The organism is Actibacterium sp. D185-2, assembly GCF_054954595.1.
Genome location: NZ_JBPWNX010000015.1, coordinates 1 through 18,261, shown reverse-complemented (window position 1 = coordinate 18,261; position 18,261 = coordinate 1). Strand labels below are relative to the sequence as shown.

Annotated in this window: 15 protein-coding genes and 2 pseudogenes; 6 read left to right on the top strand and 11 right to left on the bottom strand. The window is 61.9% G+C overall.

Annotated elements, in window-relative coordinates:
* Positions 1-3: 3 nt before the first annotated feature.
* A complete protein-coding gene (locus tag ACSR1C_RS17075; protein WP_460260470.1) occupies positions 4-903 on the bottom strand; it encodes an SDR family oxidoreductase in 900 nt (299 codons plus the stop codon).
* Between the two features lie 55 nt (positions 904-958).
* The gene (locus tag ACSR1C_RS17070) at positions 959-1,771 is read right to left on the bottom strand and encodes a DODA-type extradiol aromatic ring-opening family dioxygenase (protein ID WP_462563576.1); all 813 of its coding nucleotides are present in this window, start codon (positions 1,769-1,771) and stop codon (positions 959-961) included.
* Positions 1,772-1,995: 224 nt separating this feature from the next.
* Here ACSR1C_RS17070 and ACSR1C_RS17065 point away from each other — a divergent pair, with 224 nt between their 5' ends.
* On the top strand, positions 1,996-2,346 hold the full coding sequence (locus ACSR1C_RS17065) for a winged helix-turn-helix transcriptional regulator (RefSeq protein ID WP_460260472.1): 351 nt from the start codon (positions 1,996-1,998) through the stop codon (positions 2,344-2,346).
* Between the two features lie 39 nt (positions 2,347-2,385).
* Here ACSR1C_RS17065 and ACSR1C_RS17060 read toward each other — a convergent pair.
* A pseudogene (locus ACSR1C_RS17060) lies at positions 2,386-2,738 on the bottom strand (hypothetical protein); the annotation flags it as partial.
* Between the two features lie 356 nt (positions 2,739-3,094).
* Between ACSR1C_RS17060 and ACSR1C_RS17055 the strand changes: the two are divergent.
* Positions 3,095-4,453: pseudogene (locus tag ACSR1C_RS17055) on the top strand (xanthine dehydrogenase family protein molybdopterin-binding subunit); the annotation flags it as partial.
* Positions 4,454-4,649: 196 nt separating this feature from the next.
* Complete coding sequence (locus ACSR1C_RS17050; protein ID WP_460260473.1) at positions 4,650-5,216, top strand: molybdopterin cofactor-binding domain-containing protein; 567 nt, start codon at positions 4,650-4,652, stop codon at positions 5,214-5,216.
* Positions 5,217-5,351: 135 nt separating this feature from the next.
* Here the strand turns inward: ACSR1C_RS17050 and ACSR1C_RS17045 are convergent, their stop codons facing one another.
* Genes ACSR1C_RS17045 through ACSR1C_RS17035 form a run of 3 tightly spaced genes read right to left on the bottom strand, consistent with a single transcriptional unit; the run spans position 5,352 to position 8,506 of the window.
* Positions 5,352-6,902 carry a DHA2 family efflux MFS transporter permease subunit gene (locus ACSR1C_RS17045; protein ID WP_460260474.1) on the bottom strand — a complete coding sequence of 517 codons (1,551 nt, stop codon included), beginning with the start codon at positions 6,900-6,902 and terminating at the stop codon, positions 5,352-5,354.
* On the bottom strand, positions 6,889-8,058 hold the full coding sequence (locus ACSR1C_RS17040; protein WP_460260475.1) for an HlyD family secretion protein: 1,170 nt from the start codon (positions 8,056-8,058) through the stop codon (positions 6,889-6,891). The genes ACSR1C_RS17045 and ACSR1C_RS17040 overlap by 14 nt, the downstream gene beginning before the upstream one ends.
* Positions 8,042-8,506, bottom strand: coding sequence for a MarR family transcriptional regulator (locus tag ACSR1C_RS17035; RefSeq protein WP_460260476.1), 465 nt, complete (start codon positions 8,504-8,506; stop codon positions 8,042-8,044). Before ACSR1C_RS17035 ends, ACSR1C_RS17040 begins: the two co-directional genes overlap by 17 nt.
* A gap of 95 nt (positions 8,507-8,601) precedes the next feature.
* Here ACSR1C_RS17035 and ACSR1C_RS17030 point away from each other — a divergent pair, with 95 nt between their 5' ends.
* The gene (locus ACSR1C_RS17030) at positions 8,602-9,060 is read left to right on the top strand and encodes a universal stress protein (RefSeq protein ID WP_460260477.1); all 459 of its coding nucleotides are present in this window, start codon (positions 8,602-8,604) and stop codon (positions 9,058-9,060) included.
* A 37-nt stretch (positions 9,061-9,097) separates the two neighbouring features.
* Here ACSR1C_RS17030 and ACSR1C_RS17025 read toward each other — a convergent pair whose 3' ends face one another.
* From ACSR1C_RS17025 to ACSR1C_RS17015, 3 genes are read right to left on the bottom strand one after another with little or no spacing between them, the layout of a single operon-like run.
* Positions 9,098-10,201: an ABC transporter permease gene (locus ACSR1C_RS17025; protein WP_460260478.1), complete on the bottom strand. Its 1,104-nt coding sequence runs from the start codon at positions 10,199-10,201 to the stop codon at positions 9,098-9,100.
* A 3-nt stretch (positions 10,202-10,204) separates the two neighbouring features.
* Positions 10,205-12,946, bottom strand: a complete 2,742-nt coding sequence (gene rbbA, locus ACSR1C_RS17020) for a ribosome-associated ATPase/putative transporter RbbA (RefSeq protein WP_460260479.1) — start codon at positions 12,944-12,946, stop codon at positions 10,205-10,207.
* Positions 12,943-14,010: an HlyD family secretion protein gene (locus tag ACSR1C_RS17015; RefSeq protein WP_460260480.1), complete on the bottom strand. Its 1,068-nt coding sequence runs from the start codon at positions 14,008-14,010 to the stop codon at positions 12,943-12,945. Before ACSR1C_RS17015 ends, rbbA begins: the two co-directional genes overlap by 4 nt.
* A 559-nt stretch (positions 14,011-14,569) precedes the next feature.
* On the opposite strand from ACSR1C_RS17015, the gene ACSR1C_RS17010 reads away from it, so the two are divergent.
* Positions 14,570-15,166 carry a sll1863 family stress response protein gene (locus tag ACSR1C_RS17010; protein ID WP_460260481.1) on the top strand — a complete coding sequence of 199 codons (597 nt, stop codon included), beginning with the start codon at positions 14,570-14,572 and terminating at the stop codon, positions 15,164-15,166.
* Positions 15,167-15,243: 77 nt separating this feature from the next.
* The gene (locus tag ACSR1C_RS17005; protein ID WP_066813743.1) at positions 15,244-15,504 is read left to right on the top strand and encodes a hypothetical protein; all 261 of its coding nucleotides are present in this window, start codon (positions 15,244-15,246) and stop codon (positions 15,502-15,504) included.
* 372 nt (positions 15,505-15,876) lie between these two features.
* On the opposite strand, the gene ACSR1C_RS17000 is transcribed toward ACSR1C_RS17005, so the two are convergent.
* Positions 15,877-16,524, bottom strand: coding sequence for a lysophospholipid acyltransferase family protein (locus ACSR1C_RS17000; RefSeq protein WP_066813745.1), 648 nt, complete (start codon positions 16,522-16,524; stop codon positions 15,877-15,879).
* Between the two features lie 66 nt (positions 16,525-16,590).
* Positions 16,591-17,955 (bottom strand): glycosyltransferase, encoded by a 1,365-nt coding sequence (locus ACSR1C_RS16995; RefSeq protein WP_460260482.1) that lies wholly within the window; start codon positions 17,953-17,955, stop codon positions 16,591-16,593.
* Positions 17,956-18,261 lie beyond the last annotated feature (306 nt).

Sequence of the window (18,261 nt, the reverse complement as noted above, 5' to 3'; positions counted from 1 at the left end):
TCCTTAATGCGCCGGTGGGGTCAACAGAGCCGCCTTGTTGGCAATCAAGAAGTCACGCGCCGACTGGCCGGCCTGTCCGGTCAGTTTTTCCAGATCACCCGTTGCAACATTCAGATAGTCCTTGGCCATAGCCTCGTCGAAGGACGCAAAAACCTTTGCCATGAACTCTGGCAAGCCAGCGCCGATCATGGCCTGAACCAGATCGTCGGTTGAGATCGGGATATAGGGGATATCCTTGCCCGAGATTTCCGACAGGATGGCCGCGATGTCACCTTGGGAAACCGCCGCAGGGCCGGTGATGTCCAGAACACTTGAACCGGTTTCCTGCATCAGGGCCGCTGCGGCGGCGCGGGCGCAATCGGTGCGGGTGACATAGCCGGTTTTCCCCACGGCAGCAGCGGCGAAATGTTGCCCCATACCAATGCTTTTGCCACCACCCATCAGCACCAGATCGGTGTAAAGGTTGTTGCGCAGGATGGTATAGCTGGCACCGGTTTCCGCAATCAGCGCTTCGGTGTCGCGGTGATCCTTTGAGAACGTGATCGGGCTTTCCTCAACCGGGTTCGTCAGCGAGGTATAGACGATATGTGTGATCCCTTCCTTCGTCGCGGCTGCGACGGCGTTCTTATGCGCTTCCAGTCGCTTGCCTGGTTCCAGATCGTCGGTCGAAATGATCAGCAGACGCTTGCCACCGGCAAAAGCCGCGCTCAGCGATGCGGGGTCATTGAAATCACCCTTGCGGGCCTCGACTCCCTTGTCAGCCAGATCGGCCAGCTTTTCCGGCGAACGCGAAACGGCGATGATCGGACCGGCACCGGCCGCAATCAGATTGTCGATGACCTGTCGGCCAAGTTGGCCGGATGCACCGGTGACGATGAAAGGGCCGTTTTGAATGGTTGTCATTGGGTTTTCCTTGATTTTTCGGGTTGGATCTGGATGTTCAAGCGTCAGATGGGACTCAGCCGAAAGTAAACGCGCTTTCGACTGCGCCTAGCACGTGATCCTCCAACGTTTTCATGCCTTTGTCGGCAAGGGCTGCCCCCGCGACCACATGCAGCGGAATCAGATGTTCCTCGCGCGGGTTTGCATCGCGGGCACCGGGAGCGGCGGCCCATTGTGCCAGCATTCGATCACGCTCTACCGGATCGGTGCGGGTGGCCGCATCGCTCAGCCAGCGGTCAAATTCCTGCCCGTTCACGACATCGGCGGCGCCACCCCGCATCGCGCGCATCATTTTTTGCATGTTATGATAGGTGTTGCCCGAACCAATGATCAGAACACCTTCATCTCGCAACGGTGCCAATGCCCGCCCGACCGCAATATGCGCAGCCGGGTCAAGATCACTTCGCAGGCTCAACTGTACACAGGGAATGTCGGCCTGCGGAAAGGCCACCTTAAGCGGAATGAACACGCCGTGATCGTAACCGCGCGCCTCATCAACGGGGCAGGGAAACCCGGCCGCCTCGAGCAGCGCCTGCACCCTGTCGGATAGCGCCGGAGCGCCGGGCGCGGGCCAGGTCAGTTCGTAGGTGTGGGGTGGAAACCCGTTATAATCGAACAACAGCGGTGGGCCCGGGTTTCTCTGCACGGTGAACTGCGGCTCTTCCCAATGGCCCGAAATCACCAGCAATGCCTTGGGGGTTTCCGGCAGTGATGCCGGTAAATCCGCAAGGAACTCGCGCTGCCGGTTCCAGGTTTCTGGCGGGTTCCAGTCCATGAAGAAACATGGGCCTCCACCGTGCGGAATGAACATCGTCGGCATCCGGGTCATGTACAGTATCCTTTCGTTTGACTACGGACGAAGGTTGCCGCCCATCAGCCGATTTTCACAGATTGCCTGCCCAGTTAGACGTCCCCTGTCTGTAAAAATTGTCCGGGCATCCCTCGTATGGCTCACCCTTGCCAGGTTTTGCCTTTCACTCTAGTATCTTTAAGCGCTTTGGTTTAAAAGAAAAAGTAGGCACGGAAAAGTAACTACATTTGGAGGACCTCACAATGAAACAGAAAACACCGCCCGCATGTCCCATGGACTCCATTCTGCGCCTGCTGATGGGTCCGTGGACAACCTATATTCTCTGGGTCCTTAGCGACGGCGGGCCGCAACGTTTCGGGGCGCTGAAGCGGGCAGTGCCGGGAATCTCAACCCGGGTGCTGACGGAACGGCTGCGAATGTTGCAGGCGGCCGGAGTGATCTGGCGCGATCAGACCCAAACGATCCCACCCGCGGTTACCTATGGTCTGGCTAAGCGAGGTGACGATCTTCGCCAAGTGCTCGATTCCTTAGGTGAAATTGCGCAACGGTGGCAATACGAAGGGGCGTTTGAAACGGGCGATGTTGCTGCATAAGTCACCATTGAGTAAATATAGCCCATTTTCCCTTCATCATCAGCCCACGCGAACGATCTCGGCCGTGCCGAGGGCCGAAAAGCGGTTCATGAGTGCGACGTGGATCTGGATTTCGGCGGTTTGACTATCGGGGTGCCTCGCAGCGATGCGCTCGCCGAAGGCTTTCAGGTCGAGCCGGTGAAGCGCCACCGGTTCGAGTGAACCGGCGAGGGCATCTTCGTCTCGATCCGGCTTCGGACGTGATATCCGGCCCAGCGTTTCCAGAAGGCCCGGCCGTAGTGCCGGGTGGTGCGCAGGGTTTCGCTTCTGGCAATCGCCGCCGGGCAATCCTCTTTCCATGGGCGCCCGTTCTTGCGGATCGGGATGATGGCGGTAGCCTGGCGGTTGATGATGTGACCGCCCCCCGACGGCATCTGCGTGCCAAGGTGGGTCTGCTGATACTCCGGCCGACAGCGAATGTGGGCGCCGTCCAGGAAAACCGTCAGACCGCCTTTTTTGGGGTCTCATCTACAGGATTGTTGATTTCCACCCAGAAGTGACCCGGGTAGTGGCGTAATTTTCATCGAGAACTGACCCATGTGACACCTTCCCCATGGCTGCTGGCAGCAGGGGACATTGGAGTGATCGGCATGGCATTTTTGAGTATTATTCGGCGTTGGGCATTGCGTGAGCATCTGTCCATTCGGGAGATCGCGCGGCGGACGAAGTTGTCGCGCAACAGGGCACGGCCACCGGCCTTGCCAAGCTTGTGGCCGAGGAACTCGACGCCGATGCCGCGCAGGTGACGCAGACAGAGTTCGCGCCCGCCAATACCGCGCTTTATGCCAACACGCTGATGGGCCTGCAGGGCACCGGCGGTTCCACAGCCATGGCGAACTCGTGGCAGCAGTATCGCGAGGCCGGGGCCACCGCTCGGGCCATGCTGGTCGCCGCCGCGACCGAGACCTGGGGCGTCGATCCGGCCGCGGTCAGCATCGCGGGAGGACGGATCAGCGCCGGTGAACCCAGCGCCAGCTTCGGCGAAATGACTGCGGCCGCCGCCGCCCAGGCGGTGCCAGACAGCGTGACACTCAAGACGCCGGACCAATGGGTGCATATCGGCAAATCTTTCCCGCGCGTCGATGTGCTGCGCAAGACCGAAGGTGCTGTCGGCATGTATGGCATGGATGTGCGGCTGAAGGACATGGCCTACGCCGTTAGCCTGCGCAGCCCGCGTTTCGGCGGCACGCTGTCCGGGCTTGATGATGCCGCGGCCCTCGCGATGCCCGGCGTGATCGACATCATCCGCATGCCCGACCGCGCCACCGTGATCGCCGCGTCCACTTGGCAGGCGATCCAGGCCCGCGAAGCGCTGTCGGCGGAGTGGGATTTCTCCAAGGCAGAGAATCGCGGCACCGAGGCGCTGCGCGCCGAATACACCGCGCTGCTGGATCAGCCGGGGATCGTGCTTCACAGCGCTGAAGCCCCGGGCGCGGAGGCTGCAAAGGTGATCGAGGCGGATTATTTCTTCCCCTGTCTCGCCCATGCCCCGATGGAGCCGATCGACGTGACCGTGCTGTTTGACGGCGCGGCGGCGCGTTTCTGGACCAGCTCGCAGATCCAGACGCTGGATCAGATGATCGGTGCGCAGGTGCTGGGGATCGACCTGACCATGGTGACGATCAACACCCTGTGGGGCGGCGGCTCCTTCGGCCGGCGCGCGATCTATGACAGCCACTATGTGGCCGAGGCCGCCATGGTGGCGAAGGCCTGGCTGGCGGCGCATGGCCAGACGCTCCCGATCAAGCTGGTCTGGACGCGCGAGGACGACCTGCGCGGCGGCTACTATCGGCCTATGCACATGCACCGGGTTCGCGCCGGGTTGGATGCGGAGGGCAACATCGCCTTCTGGCAGCAGCGCGTCGTCGGTCAGGGCATTGCCATCGGCACCGCTTTCGAGCAGTTCATGGTGAAGAACGGCATCGCTTCCTCGTCGGTCGAGGGTCTGGGCGTGAGCTCTCCCTATGCCATTCCGGGCTGGACGGTCGATGTGCATCACCCGCGCGTGGGTGTGCCGGTGCTGTGGTGGCGCTCGGTCGGGCATACCCATACCGCCTATGTGGTCGAGACGATGATGGACGAACTGGCCGAGGCCGCCGGCGCCGATCCGGTGGAGTTCCACCTGCGCCACCTGACCGACCCGCGCGCGCGGAGTGTTGGAACTGGCGGTCGAGAAGGCCAGTGCCGTGCCCGAAGGGCTGACGCGGGGCATCGCGGTCCACAAGAGCTTTGGCACCTATGTGTCCGAGGTGGCGGATGTGCGGATGCGCGAGGATGGCACCGTCAAGGTCGAACGCGTGACCTGTGGCGTCGATTGCGGCGTGCCGATCAACCCCTCCAACATCGAGGCCCAGGTCCAGGGCGGTCTTGGCTATGGCCTGTCGGCGATCCTGCGCGAGGAGATCACCATGACCGACGGCGAGGTGGATCAGTCGAACTACTACGACTACACCCCGCTGCGCATCACCGACATGCCTCAGGTCGATGTGCATATCGTCCGCTCGACCGAGGCCCCGACCGGAATCGGCGAGCCCGGCACCCCGCCAATCGGCCCCGCCCTGGCCATTGCCGTGCGCCGGGCCACCGGAAAACCCGTGCGTGACCTGCCCTTCGCGCGCCACGGGGCTGGCCTGACCGGGTCCGGCCCAGCACAGGCGCGCGTCACGCTTCCTGACGGAAGCCGTCGCAGTAAAGTAACCCGGCTGTCATGTCGGGCGATACGTAGGATATTGGCGAGCCTGCGGTCTGGCATCGGCGGATTGAACGGCAGATGGGGATCGCGCGTAAGGACCGGCCCTGCGTCGGGACTGAAACATTGGTCCGCGCCATGACCACAATCGAGGCTGCTAGGATGAGCGGCCCGCCAACCTCGATCGTCTTGCGGATACTCAACACACGCCAGTGACAGGCAGACACTGGATCATGGTCATGGAACCTGGTCGGACGGTGCCTTCTTTAGTCCCCTTTCATGTGCCAGATGCAGGGGCGCGCCACATGAACCAGGTTGGGATCAATGCGATCAGGAATATGCCGCATACGATAAGGAAAGCGTCCTGGAAGGCTGCGTTCGAGGCCTGGATCACCACGGCCTGCCCCAAGAACGATGCCGCAGCGGGCATAATCTGAGTATCAGGCAGCCCCGAGGTGTGCATGAGCCCAGCGACCTCTCCCAAGAGTTCCATCGTCGTGGAGTTGTCACTGGTCTGGGTCGCGGCAAAGGCATCTGCGTGCATGATCGTGCGCCGCTCGATGAACACGCTCAGAAGGTTCACTCCGAAGGCACCGCCAAGCTGACGGATGAAGTTTGACGCTCCAGAACCCTGACCAAGAAGGTGTCGAGGGAGAACCTTAAGCGATCCCGACGAGATGGCGGGAAACACCAGACCCAGCCCCACCCGAGACAGGACCGTCCACCAGGCCAGAGTCCAAAAGGCCGTGTTGACATTTGCATTTGTCGTCAACCACGAGGACCAGGCAAAGATCGCCATGCCCATTCCGATCAGGATCGCTGCAGGCATCTTGTCGGACAGTCGCCCCGCGATTGGAAACACCAACAGCATCACGATGCCTGAAGGCATCAGAAGAAGACCCGCCTGCGTGGGCGTCATCCCCTGGATCTGCTGAACGAAGACCGGAAGCAGGTAGGTGGAGCCGAACAACCCCGCCCCCATGATGAAGGAAACCAGCGCGGCGGAGGAAAAGGCGAAATTCGCGAATAGCCGCATGTCGAGCATGGGCTTGTCGGTGTGCATTTCCCAGGCGATGAAGGCGATGGCAGAAGCAACGGAAATCGCGAACCCCGCCAGGATCATGTTGGAATCCCATCCCATCCGCTGCGCGTTCGACAGCGTGCTGAGCAGGACGGCAAGAAAGATCGACAAAATCGCCACCCCTGCAAAGTCGAAGGCCGGAATCGGCCCGCTTTCTTCACGGCCGGGCAGAAACAGGTTCGACAGCAGGATGGCGACGCCGGCGAAGGGCAGACCAAGGTAGAAAACGAAGCGCCAGTCGAAGGCATCCATCAAGACACCGCCGATCCAGGGACCCAGAGCCGGAGCCAGCACGACGCCGACGCCGTAGATCCCCATGGCCGCGCCGCGTTTGTCGGGCGGAAAGACCTTGAACAGCATGATCATGGCCAGCGGCTGGACGATGCCCGCCGCCGCCCCCTGCACCACGCGGGCCAGCGTCAGCACGGTCTCGTTCGGCGCGAGGCCCCCAAGGACCGAACCGGCAAGGAACACGCCCATCGCTGCATTCATCGTAAGCCGCATCCCGAAGGCGCGGTCGGCCCAATCGGCCAGAAGCATCGTGGCGGTCATGGCCGCCAAAAAGCCGGTCGAGATCCATTGTGCCTGCACTGCGCTGATGCCGAAAGCGCCCATGACCGCCGGGATGGCGACATTCACGATCGTTGTGGACAACACAACCGAAATAGTAGCAACCATAATCGTGCCGGTCGCCCACCACTTGTAGGCAGGGCCGTGACGCTCGAAGTATTGGTCAATCTGCGACATCGACATACACCTCGACCATCATGCCGGGCCTCAGTTCGATGTCGCTGGCGTCGATCGACACGCGGACCGGCAGGCGCTGGGTAACTTTCGTGAAATTGCCCGAAGGGTTGGGGCTGGGCAGAAGCGCAAGCTGGCTGGTCGCCGCACCGCCCATCCCGACCACTTCTCCCTCGAAGGTGCGACCGGGAAAGGCATCGACGGTGATGCTCGCCTGCGACCCGACACGAATTCGGCCAAAGTCGGTCTCTTTGACATTGGCGTCGATCCAGATGTCGTCCGGCGCGTGATACATCACAATGCGCGTCCCTGGCGTGACATACTCGCCAACATCGACAAAAGTTGCGTCAATGATGCCGTCGAACTGGGCCGTGATCGTACGGCGCGCGAGATCGATTTCCTTCAGGCTGCGGTCGGCCTCTGTTCCTGCCCGTCCGGCCATGAGGGACACGATTTGCGACTCGAGTACGTTCATATGCTCCCGGTCGGCCTCGACGATGGCAAGGTCTGCCCGCGCGCGCTCGGTCGCTGCGAAGGCCGCGCGTTCCTGCTGTGTCGCAGAGTCCAGTGCCACCTTTGCATCGTCGAGGGTTTGCTTTGACGTGACGTTTTGTTCGGCTAGTTTGACCGCCCTCTCGTAGTGAATTTGGGCATTTTTCAGAACGGAAAGAGACACTTCTTGGTTTGCTTCAGCCGCAGCGATGCCGGCTTGGGCCGCGTCGCGCCGCGCCGAAAGCTGCTTTTCCAGCAACACCTTGCGCGCCTGAAGCTCGGAAAGCTGCGCGTCGGTTGCGGCAAGCTTCGATATGACGGCATCAAGCTGCGGCTGTGATGATTCGCGCTCGATCGAGCCGATCAGATCGCCTTTTCCAACAGTATCTCCGACGAGCACAGGAAACCCGGTGATCCTTCCGGCGACCTCACTGGACACAGTGACGACCCTTGCGGCAATCCGGGCGTCATTGATGTGCACTTGCGTAAAACGTGCTGACAGCCATGGAGCCGCCAACCCGACAGCAACCACTAGAAGACCACCGATCACGAGCAGCCTGGTCCATCTTGTACGGCTGCGCTTGGGCAGAGGGGGGGGCACCTGCTTGTCGGGGGCAGCTTCCGTCCCAATGGCCGCTGCTGCCGTTATCTCATCCATTTTGACCATGGCTCAATATCTCCAATCTGGCCACGATGTGGCTCAGGACTTGTGTCGCGATCAGCAGATCCTGCTGCGAAATTCCCTCGAGAATTACCATTCGGCTGGCGGCTGAAACTTCCTTCATTCGGCTGATGAGCGGCCACGCGACTTCTGTCAGATGCAGGGTCTTCGCCCGCCTGTCCTCGGCCGAGGGCCGACGTTCGATCAGCTTTGCCTTTTCCAGCCCGTCCAGCAGGCGGACCAGCGTCGCAGGCTCTATCGCCAGAACGCGCGCCAGTTCGATCTGTGTCGCGTGTTCATGGCGCGATAGCTCGAACAACACACTCCATCTTGCTTGAGACAGGCCGAGATCCTGAAATTGAAGGTCGAGATACCGCTTCCAGTTGCGTGACGCAGTCGCCAGCGCGCGCGCGAAAGGCTCCATAGGGTCGATCTTGGGATTGGCGTTCTTCATGACGGGGCTTTTATCAGCTTGCGAATGGTTGTAAAGCTAATTAGTGTAAGAGCAATTATATTGCAAGTATCATTCCAGCCATGGAGCCCATCCGAATGTATGCCAACATCCTGCTATGTTACGATGGCTCCCGTGAGGGGCGCTTGGCGCTGCGCGAGGGGGCGCGGCTCGCCCAGATTTCAGGTGCCAGTGTGACCCTGCTGGCAGTGGTCGAAACAACTGCCGGCTATGCTTTCGCCGCAGGCGCAGATGCTGGCACGATTGTGCATCAGCAAGCTGATTTCAAAGCTATCCTGGACGAAGGCCTTCAGAGACTTACTGCCATGGGGCTCGCGCCCAAGGTGCGTATGGAGTTTGGAGAGCCGGTCGCGACAATCACGCAGGTCGCGACCGAAATCGCGGCTGATTTGGTGGTAGTCGGGCATCACAAGCAAGGCTTCTGGACCCGTTGGATGAGCCGCTCGGTCGCTGCGGCGCTGGGAGACGTGCTGGGATGCAGCCTTCTTCTGTCGCAAAAGGTCGTCGAAGATTCAGAGCTTTTCCGCGACACCTGAACAACCGCGGCTGGCAGGCTGATACGCCGCCGCAGTTTTAGCGCAGAAAGGTGCGGAACTGCCGCAGAGCGAAGGCGAACATCGCCGATCCGATCACCGCCAGCGCCAGCAGTTGCGGCCAGACCACCGAAAGCCCCGCGCCACGGAACAACACCGCCTGGGCCAGTGCGATGAAATGCGTGTTGGGTGCGGCCAGCATGACGTATTGCACCACCTCGGGCATCGATTCGCGCGGGGTTATCCCACCCGACAGGATTTCCAGCGGCAGCAGCACCAGAAGCAGCAGCATGGCAAATTGCGGCATAGAGCCCGAGATCGTCGCCAGAAGGATGCCCAGCGAGGTGGTGGCGAAGAGGTGCAGCGCCGCGCCCGCAAGGAACAGCGTCACCGACCCGGCCACCGGCACCCCCAGAACCCCCTGCACCATGAAGGTGAGCGACAGCCCCGTCGCCACCAGCACCACGCCGCCCATGCTGAGTACCTTGCTGGTCATGATCTCGGCGGCGCTGACCGGCATCACCAGCAGGTGCTCGACGGTGCCATGCTCGCGCTCGCGGATCAGGGCTGCCCCCGACAGGATGATCGACAGCATGGTCACGGCGCTGATCACCGCTGTCAGCGCGCCAAACCAGCGTGGGTCGAGCGCCGGGTTGAAGCGGGCACGCAGCGTAAGACCGACCGGCACCACGGCGTCACGCCCGGCCCAGCCGGTGATTTCCTGATTGACGATCGCCTGGATGTAGCCCGCGCCGGCAAAAGCCTGACTGACCCGTGTCGCATCGACGTTGAGCTGCAATTCGGGCCGAGCGCCCGCCACCAGTTCGCTCTGGAAATCCGACGGGAAAACCAGCGAGAACGTGTCGATCCCGGCATCCATGCGCGCATCCATCTCGGCCATGTCGATCTGGTCGGGCGTCACGAAATAGGGCGGCAGGAACGCATCCGCCACCCGCCGCGACAGGGGCGAGGCATCCTCGTCCACGATGCCGATCGTGGCGCGGTTCAGCGTCTCGGGTATCGCGGTCGCGCTGACATAGATGTCCAGCGTGAAGGCATAGGCGACCAGCAGCAACAGCAGCGGATCACGCATGAGCCCGCGAAGCTCTTTCACCGCAAGGTGCAGAATATGCTTCGGGCGCATCGCTCAGGCCTCCTGCTTGCGCACGAAGACCGCCCCGAGTGCCACGAGCACCGGCACCAGCAGAAGCATCGGTAGGAACGACCCGGCCAGATCGCCGAAATCCAGCGCTTTGGCAAAGACCCCGCGCGAGATGGTGACGAAGTGGCTGGTCGGGAACACCTCGCCGATCATCCGGCCCATGCCTTCCATCGAGGAGACCGGGTCAATGATGCCGCCATACTGCACGGCAGGGATCAGCGTCGCCAGCGCGGTAAAGAACAGCGCCGTGACCTGGCTGCGGGTGAAGGCCGAGATCAGCAGCCCCAGCCCGGTGGCGAGGGTGACATAGACCAGCGCCCCCGCCGAAAGCGTCAGCAGGCTGCCCTTGACCGGCACCCCGAAGACGAACACCGCCAGCGCCAGCAGCAGAAGAAAGTTGAGAAAGCCCAGCACGACATAGGGCACCTGCTTGCCCAGCAGGAATTCCAGCCGCCGTGCCGGAGTGACATAAAGGTTCACGATGGAGCCTGTCTCTTTCTCGCGCGCGACGGAGAGGACGGCGAGCATCGCCGGGATCAGCATCAGCAACAGCGGGATCACCGCAGGCACGATGGCCGCCAGGCTTTCCACGTCGGGGTTGTAGCGGTAGCGTATTTCCAGGCTGTAGCTGCCGGCCACGGCGTCTTCGCCATAGACCTGGCGCAGTTGTCCGGTCAGCCAGTGAACGTGCATTCCCTGGACATAGCCGCGCACCGTATCCGCACGCATCGGCATGGTGCCATCGAACCAGGCACCGACTTCCACCGGGCGGCCGCGTTCGACATCTGCCGCAAAACCCGGCGGGATCTCCAGCGCCAGGCTGATCTCGCCCCCGCGCATCCGCCGGTCGAGGTCGGCATGGTCGATGAGCGGCGGTTGTTCGACGAAATAGCGCGACCCGGCAAGGTCGTTGACATAGGACTGGCTGGCGATGGTCTGGTCGAAGTCGAGCACCGCGAAACTGAGGTCCTCTACATCCATCGAAATGCCGTATCCCAGCACGATCATCAGGATCACGCTGCCGACGCTGGCAAGCGTCAGGCGGATCGGATCGCGGCGCAGTTCCAGCGCCTCGCGCCAGGAAAAGCTCAGCAGCCGCGCAAGGCTGAACCATCCGCGCCGTCGCCGTGGCGCGGCCGAAACCCCGGCGCCGAGAACCGCCCGATGCGGGGCCGCGGGCTTGCCGCCATCGCGTTGCGCGCGTTCCAGATGATGGATGAAGGCATCGTCCAGCGTCGCCGCGCCTGCGGCTTCTCGGATGGCTTCGGGCGTGTCGCTGACCAGCACGCGGCCCTCGTGCATCAACGAAATCCGGTCGCAACGCGTGGCCTCGGACATGTAGTGGGTCGAGATGAAGATCGTCACACCGTCTTTTCGTGACAGGTCCACGAGCGCCTGCCAGAAGATGTCGCGCGCCACCGGATCGACGCCCGAGGTCGGCTCGTCGAGGATCAGCACCTCCGGGCGGTGGATCAGCGCCACCGCCAGCGACAGCCGCTGACGGATGCCAAGCGGCAGTCGCAGCGGCAGGCTGTCCAGCACGTCCTCAAGATCGAACCGTTGCGCAAGCTCGGCGATCCGTGGCGCGATCTCGGCGGGTGCCATGTCGAAAAGCCGCGCGTGAAGATCGAGGTTCTGCCGCACCGTCAGTTCGGAATAGAGCGAGAAGGACTGCGTCATGTAGCCGATGCGCTTGCGCGTGGCCATGTCGCGCGCGTCCACCGTTCGGCCGTTGATCCGGGTGGTGCCCTCGGCAGGTTCCACCAGCCCGGTCAGCGCCTTCATCGTCGTCGTCTTGCCGCAGCCGTTGGACCCGAGAAAGCCGAATATCTCGCCTTTCCCGATGCGAAAGCTCACGTCCTTGACCGCCGCAAAATCGCCGAACCGGACCGTCAGGTTCTCGGCCTCGACGACGTAGCCATCGTGACCTGCGGGGTCACGCGGCGGGACGATCAGTGCGTGGTGCCGGGCGCGCCTGTCTTCGGGGAGAAGTGCGATGAAGGCCTCGTCAAGGTTTGCGGCACCGGTGTGGCTCAGGATTTCGGCCGGGGTGCCGGTGGCAAGCACCCGGCCGTCGTCCATCGCCACCAGGTGATCGAAACCCGCCGCCTCCTCCATATAGGCGCTGGCGACGATCAGGCTCATGCCCGGACGCGCGGCCCGGATACGCGCAATCAGGGCCCAGAACTCGCGCCGCGACAGCGGATCGACGCCGGTGGTTGGCTCGTCGAGGATCAGCAGGTCAGGGTCGTGGATCAGCGCGCAGCACAGGCCCAGCTTCTGTTTCATACCGCCCGAGAGCTTGGCCGCCGGGCGGTCGGCAAAGGGCGCAAGATCGGTGGCCTCCAGCAGCTCGGCGATGCGCCTGTCGCGCTCGTCCCGGCTTTCGCCGAACAGCCTGCCGAAGAAGTCAACATTCTCCCGTACCGAAAGCGTGGGATAAAGATTGCGCCCCAGACCCTGCGGCATATAGGCGATCCACGGGCAGATCCGGGCCCGGTGCCCGGCGCGGCGCATGTCGCCGCCCAGCACTTCAAGCCGCCCCGCCTGCATCTTCCTCGCCCCCGCGACAAGCGCCAGGAGGCTCGACTTGCCCACGCCATCCGGCCCGATCAGGCCAACAATGCAGCCTGCAGGCAGGTCGATCGAAACCGCGTCCAGTGCCCGGACCTTGCCGTAGAGCAGCGAAAGCCCCTCTGCCCGCACCACAGGTCCGGAAGCCGTCATTCCAGCACCTTGCCTTCAGCGGCCTCCGGCCATGGCAGCGCGGGATCCAGCCGCACCCAGGCGACGCCGGGCAGACCGGTCTTGATGTAGTCGAGGTATTTCGCCAACAGGTCCGGCGCGATCCGGGCGCGGACCCGGAACATCAACTTCTCGCGCTCGATCTCGGTCTCGACCGTTTTCGGGGTGAATTGCGCCACGTCCGACACGAAAGAGACCTCGGCGGGAATGATCATGTCCGGCGCGGCATCCAGGATCAGGCGCACCTCGGTTCCCAGTCCGGCGCGCCCCGCCGCGGCGGTCCGGAGGAAGAAGGTCATGTACACGTCGTTGAGATCAATCATGTTGACGACGCGCCCGCCGGCACCCACGACCTCGCCCGCCTGGGCAACGATATACTGCACCCGCCCGGACCGGGGCGCCGTCAGCGTGCTGTCCTCGATCTGCACGTCGATCACCTCGATCGCCGCCGTTGCCGCCGCCACCGCCGCCTCGGCCCCGATCACCGCCGCTTCGGCTGCGGACACCCCGATCCGCGCCGCCGCAAGCATCGCCTCGGCCGAGGCGACCGCAGCCTCGGCGCCAAGCGCGCTGGACCGGTCGATATCGAGTTGCCGTTCGGACGCGACACTGCTTCCCGCCAGCGCCTCGGACCGCGCAAACTGGCGCTGCGCGGCATCCAGCGCCGATTGCCGCTGCGCCAGAACCGCCTCGGCCGCGCGCACTTCGGCCTGACGCTGCCGGATCATCAGGCGGGCGTTTTCGACCGCGATCTCGGCACGGCGCAGTTCCGCCTCTGCCTGGTGCCGGTTGGCCTTCAGCTGACGTGTGTCAAGCGTGACCAGCGGCTGTCCTGCCTCGACCAGCGCGCCCTCGCGCACCAGGATCGCCTCGATCCGCCCGGGAAGCCTAGACGCCACATCAATTTCGACCGCTTCGATCCGCCCGTTGCCGCGCGCGAAACCTTCCGCAACCACATCCGTACGGTTGCTCTGCCAGAAGAAGAAGCCGAACACAGCACCAGCGATAACAATCGCGGCCATGAGAATGGGTCTGGTGTTCGTCATGTTGTGCTCGATTACTGTTTTGGGCCGGATTGAATCGCCCCAAGTCTACTGGAGTGGTTTGTGTTCAAATGTTACGCAGCTTTTTGATCTTCGTTCAAGCTTTCGGGCACCTCGATTTATTTTCGCTGTGCTGACGGCGGTTTAGATATCTGCAAGGCTCTGTTGCACAAATCCCGTAAGGGATTCATCTCGTGAATCCAGTGTGGTAGCTGGGCGGTATGAGCAGACCCACCCCCCGCCTACAAGACCCGGAACTGGCCTTCCTTGCCGCCATCCACCGCCTTCGAGCGCCGCCGCTATGCGCGTGACCGCGATCCAGGCCCAAACTGTACGAAAGCGGCAGGGCAGGTCTGTCCGCTGCGCGAAAAGACGCCGACGCCAGGCAAGGATTCGGCGGATTCGCGGGCCGATCCACCCAGTTCCAGCCGTCTGCGCGACCGCCGACGCCGCTCGGGCGCGAAAAGCGCTTGTCCAGCGGGCAGACTCTGGCGATCTTGCTGTCAAACGGCAGGCCACTTGGGAAATGTCGGTTTAAACACGCTCATCAAAGGAGATTGCGATGACAAACCAGAGCCATATTCACCCCTATGTGGAGTGGGCCAAAAGCCACCTTAATGAAATGGATGCGTCGCTTGCGCTGTTCGAGTCCAAAATCGAACACCAAAAAGATGCAGCAAGCCGGAAGGCCATGGACATCATCGCAGACATGAAAAAGCGGCGTGATGCATTTCAGGCACGGGCCGAGGGAGCCCTGGCGATGACAGAACAGGAATGGTCTGCGGCCAAGGCGGAGATGGAAAGTGAATGGAACAAATTCGAAAATGGTGTCGATGACTATTTTGACACGGTTTCCGAACGAGTGGGTGAATACCAGTCCGCGTTTAGCGCCCGGATTGATGCGCAGCGCAAGGCCTGGGACGAAACGATTCAGAAGAACAATGCAGCCGCAAAAGAGTTTCTAGGCGAGCGGACGAAAGACGTCGAAGCCGCTGCTGCGAAGCTTGAGCGCGATCTCCACGAAGCAGAGCAAAAACTTCGCAACGTCAAAGTGGCCAGCCATACTTCCTGGTCCGCAATGCGGGAAGCGCTTTCACAATCCCGCAAGGCTTACGATAAGGCGATCGATGAAATGCAGAAAGCTTTCAGAGCCGTGTGAGAAGCTTAGGCACGAATGAAATCGGCAGGCTTTGACGTCTGCTGATTCACGCTTCGACCAATAAAAAGGCACACAAAATGACCATCAAGTTCAATCCAAAAAGTGCACTGCTGCTTGCAAGTCTCGCCGTCGCAATATTCACAGCTCCGGCTTTTGCCGAGACCAGTTTTGAAGCCGTCAAGGCAGAAGCGAAAGCGCTGGTTCAGGTCACCAAGGACTATGCTTTCGACAAACGCGATGAACTCGTTGCATATTCCAAGGCATCTCTTGAAAAAATCGACACGGACATTGGTCAGCTTGAAGTCAGAATTCGCAACGACTGGGGCGGGATGATGTGAAAACGGGTTTTTCCAACTCGTTTTCTGCATTCACCGAGGCTTGGGAAAAAGCAAAGACCGAATTCGACCCTTCCTGATGAAGTTCGATAGTCAGTCTGGATGGAAAACAAGGTGGTGAGCTGACGGATAAATCAATCCGTCGGCTCTTTCGTTCTCAAAGGAAACAGACAAATGCAAGCGCACCTCGATTTATTTTCGCTGTGCTGACGGCGGTTTAGATATCTGCAATAGTCGCCGTCATGAGAAAACTCATCGAAACCGCAAATGCACTGGTCAAAGCAGATCGAAAATGGACACCAAAACACCGCTTGATCAACACGGATACTCTGGGCGCAACTTCCAGGAGCGGCCGTTTCCTCTGAACACGGGCAGTCACTTGCGGTGCTCATTTGCGTCAATGGCTTGTGTCACGATTGCCGTCCACTTGCGAACCGCGTCCCCTTTCAGACCGGCGGGTATGCGAATGGGGTCTCCAGTCCGAAGCGTGACGGTAGCGCCCCAATGCGGCCATACGCGCTTGTCCCAGCGCTTTTCCATCACGCGCGCGGGCTGGCTCTCGGCCGAAACCGGCAAGATCAGGAACCCAAGTTGCGACGCCATCCGAACCGCGCCGGGCTTGGCCTGGCGATGCGGTCCGAGCGGTCCGTCTGTGGCAAAGGCGATAGTCTTGCCGTGCCGCGTTTCCCGGATCATGTGCCGGTAGGCGGCACCCTGCCCGCCCGGCGGGAGGATCGAGGGCACATGCCCGAACCTTTGGCAGATCTGGGCGATGACAGCACCGCGAAACCCGTCGCTGGTGAAGACAACCGCGTGCTGGCCTTCGAGCAACGCGAACAGCGGCAGGAATTTGCCGTGCCAGAACACCAGGATCACGCCTTCGCCCGCAGACGACAACTCTTCCAGTCGGGAGATTTCGGCCTTGTCCACCGACCACGAGGCGCTCCAGCGATGATAGACAAAAGCAATGGCATTGCCCGAGAAACGCGCCAGGATTGCGTTGATACTTGCGATCAAGGGCATGACGGCCCCGGAACCCGGTTTCGTGACCCGGCGATTTCGGCAGGATTTCGGCAGTCGGGGGGGCACCTATTCATCGATTGGCCGCTCCGGCATCAGAACCGCGTCGGTGAGCGCATATGCCATGTGCCCGACGGTGCGCCATTGTTCCGCAAGCCGGCGCTTGGCGGCGTTCCAGGCGCTGTCTTCGATCGACGGGCGGATCGGCTGACGTTCGATCAGTGCCGCGTAGAGATCGAGGGTTTTCTGGATCGTGGCCTCCTGCGAGAATTCAGCCGCAGTCCTTTTCGCCCGGACCCGCATGTCGCCGACCTCGTCCGGCGAGCGGGCGGCGAACCAGCCCAGTGTTTCGGCGAAGGTCTCGGTCGAGGCATCGCCCGCCAGCAGTCGGCCGTTTTCGCGGTCTAAGACCACGTCGCGCGCGCCGGGCGCATCGAGCGCCAGCACCGGCGCGCCGGTGGCCATTGCCTCGATCAGCACCAGCCCTTGTGTCTCCGAGACCGACGAGAACGCGAACACGTCCATGCTCGCGTAAGCCCGGGACAGGTCGACCCCGGTGAGGACCCCGGTCATGTGAACCCGGCGCGCCACGCCCGCCTCGGCAAAGTCAGCGGCCATCGGCGCACTCATCTCGCCATGGCCGGTGATGAGCGCATGCGCGTCGGGCGCGGCATGGAGAAACCGGATCAGAGCATCTGTCAGGTAGCCGAGGTTCTTTTCCTGCGCCAGCCGCCCGACGTGGCCAACGACAAACGCATCGGCTGGGATCGCGTAGCGCGCGCGCAGTCCGGCGGTGTCGGTTTCGTCCAGCGGCACGGTATTCACCCCGGTGGGGATGACCACCGTCATCGTCTTCACTCCGTTCTGCGCAGCGAAGGTGGCGATGCTTTTACTCGGGGCGATCACTGCGTCGCACAGGTTGCAGTAGCCGATCGAAAGACCCAGCGCGAGGCGCCGGGTGATATCTGAGTCTTGGATCACGTAATGGCCATAAAGGTCATAGCGCGTGTGATAGGTGTAGACGATCGGGATATTGCGTGCCGAGGCGACGCGCAGCGCAGTGCCGCCCAGAAGAAACGGGTGGTGCGAATGAACGATATCGGGCGCGAACGCATCGAGCCGCCTCGTCAGTGACAGGCTGACGGGGCTGGGCACCGAAAAATCGGTGCCGGCAAATTGCTGATAGGCGGGAATACGAACGGTGTCGTCGGTCGATTCTTCATGATCCGGGAACTTCGGCGCCACCACCAAGACCTGATGCCCGCGCGCGCGCAACCCATCCGCAAGGCTATTGACGCTGCGCGCCACGCCGCCGACATGGGGGCTGAACGTATTGGTGAAGATGGCGATTTTCACGAAGACTGCTTCCTCATTTCCCATGGCATGCATCCTGCGGAACGGCAATTTGACCCTGCGGCGCAAATCGGCCGACACATCGCGCGGTTTCTCTTGTCCCCCCGCTCTCTTGCCCACTCGTGTTCGCGGGCCGAACCGCTTGCTGACTTGACAGGGGCGCATGCCATCCCTAGCTATCCAAACGAACGTTCAGTTAGGAGCTCCCGGATGTCAAGCGACGATCTTACCGAACCTCGGCTTTCCGACCGGAAGGTTTCGATCCTGGCCCCATCGGAAGGTTTCTTCGTAGAACCACGCTAAGGAAGAACGAAGCCTGAACATGGCTTACAGCGTGGCATTTCTGATCGCCTTGTAAGCTGTTGATCTGCCTATGCCGAGGTGTTT

Coding starts and splice junctions, on each gene's coding strand:
- ACSR1C_RS17075 (WP_460260470.1), bottom strand. CDS start 903: ATGACAACCATTCAAAACGGCCCTTTCATCGTCACCGGTGCATCCGGC.
- ACSR1C_RS17070 (WP_462563576.1), bottom strand. CDS start 1,771: ATGACCCGGATGCCGACGATGTTCATTCCGCACGGTGGAGGCCCATGT.
- ACSR1C_RS17065 (WP_460260472.1), top strand. CDS start 1,996: ATGAAACAGAAAACACCGCCCGCATGTCCCATGGACTCCATTCTGCGC.
- ACSR1C_RS17050 (WP_460260473.1), top strand. CDS start 4,650: ATGCGCGAGGATGGCACCGTCAAGGTCGAACGCGTGACCTGTGGCGTC.
- ACSR1C_RS17045 (WP_460260474.1), bottom strand. CDS start 6,902: ATGTCGCAGATTGACCAATACTTCGAGCGTCACGGCCCTGCCTACAAG.
- ACSR1C_RS17040 (WP_460260475.1), bottom strand. CDS start 8,058: ATGGTCAAAATGGATGAGATAACGGCAGCAGCGGCCATTGGGACGGAA.
- ACSR1C_RS17035 (WP_460260476.1), bottom strand. CDS start 8,506: ATGAAGAACGCCAATCCCAAGATCGACCCTATGGAGCCTTTCGCGCGC.
- ACSR1C_RS17030 (WP_460260477.1), top strand. CDS start 8,602: ATGTATGCCAACATCCTGCTATGTTACGATGGCTCCCGTGAGGGGCGC.
- ACSR1C_RS17025 (WP_460260478.1), bottom strand. CDS start 10,201: ATGCGCCCGAAGCATATTCTGCACCTTGCGGTGAAAGAGCTTCGCGGG.
- rbbA (WP_460260479.1), bottom strand. CDS start 12,946: ATGACGGCTTCCGGACCTGTGGTGCGGGCAGAGGGGCTTTCGCTGCTC.
- ACSR1C_RS17015 (WP_460260480.1), bottom strand. CDS start 14,010: ATGACGAACACCAGACCCATTCTCATGGCCGCGATTGTTATCGCTGGT.
- ACSR1C_RS17010 (WP_460260481.1), top strand. CDS start 14,570: ATGACAAACCAGAGCCATATTCACCCCTATGTGGAGTGGGCCAAAAGC.
- ACSR1C_RS17005 (WP_066813743.1), top strand. CDS start 15,244: ATGACCATCAAGTTCAATCCAAAAAGTGCACTGCTGCTTGCAAGTCTC.
- ACSR1C_RS17000 (WP_066813745.1), bottom strand. CDS start 16,524: ATGCCCTTGATCGCAAGTATCAACGCAATCCTGGCGCGTTTCTCGGGC.